General features: G+C 44.8%; 3 protein-coding genes and 1 tRNA gene. All 4 read left to right on the top strand.

Annotated features, from left to right (window positions below; translation table 11 throughout):
• Window positions 1-164 precede the first annotated feature (164 nt).
• The 4 genes from actS (at window position 165) to ACKPVM_RS20340 (ending at window position 3,149) form a co-directional block, all read left to right on the top strand.
• Entirely contained in the window at window positions 165-905 is a 741-nt protein-coding gene (gene actS / locus ACKPVM_RS20355; RefSeq protein WP_409311569.1) for an amidase activator ActS, read from the top strand.
• Window positions 906-997: 92 nt separating this feature from the next.
• Window positions 998-1,071: transfer RNA gene (locus ACKPVM_RS20350), tRNA-Gly, on the top strand.
• A gap of 198 nt (window positions 1,072-1,269) precedes the next feature.
• Complete coding sequence (locus ACKPVM_RS20345; RefSeq protein ID WP_409311568.1) at window positions 1,270-2,484, top strand: tyrosine-type recombinase/integrase; 1,215 nt, start codon at window positions 1,270-1,272, stop codon at window positions 2,482-2,484.
• 17 nt (window positions 2,485-2,501) lie between these two features.
• A complete protein-coding gene (locus ACKPVM_RS20340) occupies window positions 2,502-3,149 on the top strand; it encodes a hypothetical protein (RefSeq protein WP_409311567.1) in 648 nt (215 codons plus the stop codon).
• The last annotated feature ends 100 nt before the right edge of the window (window positions 3,150-3,249 follow it).

Genomic DNA, 3,249 nt, shown 5'->3' with positions numbered 1-3,249 from the left:
CAGTAAGGCCCGTAGATAAACTGCCAGTCAGTCGCTTAACTGACTGGCATTACTCCATTGGAGGTGGTTTTTTTTATCTTGAATTTGCGTTATTTGGGCCATTGAACCGATGCTGATAAGATAAGCTACCTGAGTAATCAAATGATTAGCCGAGAGGATGTGATTTGAGTTTGGAGGACCAGTTAACCAGATGGGGCACGGTTATTTGTCTAAGCCTGACGCTTTTTATCGCGGGCTGCTCCAGCAATAAATCACCGAATTACGGCACGTTCAGCGGATCGGTCTATACGGTAAAGCGTGGTGATACGCTATATAAAATTTCTCGTATGACTGGTACCAGCGTGACAACACTGGCTCGTATGAATGGTATCTCAGCGCCTTATACATTGCAGGTCGGGCAGCGTGTTCGTGTGAAAAGCGGCGGTGCGGTGAAGAACACTGACACGGCACGTAAAACTGGCACCACGACGCGCTCCACGGCAAGCGTTTCAAAATCACCACCACCACCGGTAGGGCAACGCTGCTGGCGCTGGCCGACGTCGGGCAAAGTGATCCTTCCTTATTCAGACGCTGATGGCGGTAATAAAGGTATTGATATCGCGGGGCAGCGTGGACAGCCTATCTATGCGGCAGGTGCAGGCCGTGTCGTTTATGTCGGCGATCAGTTGCGTGGTTACGGTAACCTTATCATGATCAAGCACACGGAAGATTACATCACAGCTTATGCCCATAACGACACCACTCAGGTGAACAATGGGCAGCAGGTTAAAGCCGGTCAGAAGATTGCCACGATGGGGAATACAGGAACGGAGTCGGTACGCTTGCATTTCCAGATTCGCTATCGCGCAACGGCCATCAATCCACTGAATTATTTGCCGCCGCAGGGGAGCCAGCCTTCCTGCTGACGGGATGGCAACCGCTTATAATTCCACCGGTTAGTGGTGGGAGGGGGTTGCCATCAAGAGCCGGAAGCTTATAATGCTAAGCGCACATCTATGCGAGTGTAGTTCAATGGTAGAACGAGAGCTTCCCAAGCTCTATACGAGGGTTCGATTCCCTTCACTCGCTCCAAAAATACTTCCTCTGAAGTTCCCCAAAGTCCATAAAACCCAGTAAATACGCCGTATTAAGCCATTTCTATGGTGTTTTATGGTCTACTCAAGTACCCTGAAATCCATCTATCTTTGGGGGTATATCTGGGGGTATTGATACTTGCACCCCTGAAAAATACCCCCAAGTGCATCAATACAGGATGGAGAAATACCCCCAATGAAACTGAATGCCAAGCAGGTAGAGGCCTGCAAGCCAAAGGAAAAAGCGTATAAGTTAGCTGATGGCGGCGGATTGTACTTGTTGATCAATCCGAACGGCTCGAAGTATTGGCGCCTCAAATACCGTGTTGCCGGCAAAGAAAAATTACTGGCTATCGGCGTATATCCTGATGTCTCGTTAGCAAAAGCCAGAGAAAAAAGAAATGCTGCACGGCAGGTCGTTATCGAGGGCGGCGATCCCAGCCAGAACAAACAGCAAGAAAAGTTAGCCCGACAAGGTGAAAGTGAAGGGACATTCGAGAAGATTGCGCGTGAGTGGTATCAACGGCGTTATGACCGATGGTCAGAATCTTATCGCAAGGAGATGATGGCAACCTTTGAGGTTGATGTTTTTCCCTTCATTGGACACCGGCCAATTGCGGAAATTAAGCCGCTGGAATTAATGGCTGTGTTATCTAAGCTGGAACAGCGCGGTGCCACCGAGAAAATGCGCAAGGTGCGCCAGCGCTGTGGTGAAGTGTGGAAATATGCAATTGTAACGGGTAGGGCTGAGTATAACCCTGCACCAGATCTCGCCAGCGCGATGACGCCGCATAAACGAGAGCATTATCCACATCTTAACGTTATTGAGTTGCCTGAGTTTTTGCAGACTCTGACCAGTTACAGCGGCAGTATGCAAGTGAAATTGGCTATGAAGCTGTTAATTCTCACAGGAACGCGGCCAGGTGAATTACGTCAGGCTGAATGGGCAGAAATTGATTTAGATAAGGCACTATGGGAAATACCGGCTTCAAAAATGAAGATGCGGCGTTCTCACATGGTTCCTCTATCTTCTCAGGCCGTAGATATTTTAAAGCAGATGCAGCCAATTAGTGGACGTTACCAGTATGTTTTCCCAGGGCGTATCCAGTCTACAAAACCGATCAGTGAGATGACGCTTAATGTGTTGATCCGGCGTATTGGCTATGGGGGTAGGGCTACAGGCCACGGCTTCCGGCATACAATGAGCACAATTCTTCATGAGCAGGGTTTTAATACCGCTTGGATTGAGATTCAACTTGCTCATGTTGATAAAAATAGCGTTCGTGGTACGTATAACCATGCGCAGTATCTGGATGGTCGCCGGGATATGTTGCAGTGGTATTCGGATTACATGGAAAATTTAGAATATAGACAAAATGTTGTTATTGGCGGATTCCGTAAACCAGCATAGCGTGGAAGGATATTTAAATGTCTAATTTTAAGGAAATGGACGCTTTTGAGCGGTTCACTAAACTTAAGGGTGTTACCGCTCAAGAAATGGCTTTGGCGATTTTAGGTATCAATCCATTTACTGATCCAAAAGATATACCTAAAGATATAGAAAAAGATGTTTCTCAACTGCGAACGATATTGAGACAAAATGCAGGGAGTAATATAAATAGCAACTTACAACATAATGAAAGGATTGATGCAACAATATACTTTGCCGAATCTTATAAATTCATTAATACTGATGATATGCCAAAACCTATTTTTGATAAATGTCATGAAGTAATTAATAACATGGCGCGAGAGATTGGCTGGAAAGAGAAATTATTAAAATATGGTGATGATGAACTCATTGAATATGGTCGTTCTATTAGAAAAAGTGGCCGTGGTATTTACCGTAAAGAACATGAAAAAGAAAATACAGATAAGTTATTAGCTTTGTTGATTATGTTATTGGCTGATAAGCTAGGAAATAAATATGGAACAGCGAAAGAGCCATCAAAGCGTGAAATTTACAGGGATTTAGTTAGTCTTGCTGAGAAAGAGGGCGTGTCCTTAAAGGGAATAAAAGAATCATCTTTTTATAATAAAGTCAAAAAATCGTTTAATTCCCTCTTCTCTGAATAACCCTGATCTGGCCTTATGCTTAGGCCAGATATGAAGCATAAATTCTAACCAATAACCAATAACCAATAACCAATAACCAATAACCAATAACCAATAACCA

The sequence above is a fragment of the Pectobacterium hainanensis genome (genome assembly GCF_046237015.1).
Classification (GTDB): Bacteria; Pseudomonadota; Gammaproteobacteria; order Enterobacterales; family Enterobacteriaceae; genus JBJYIN01.
The sequence above is the reverse complement of the archived record's forward strand: the minus strand, read 5'-3'. Positions and strand labels throughout refer to the sequence as shown.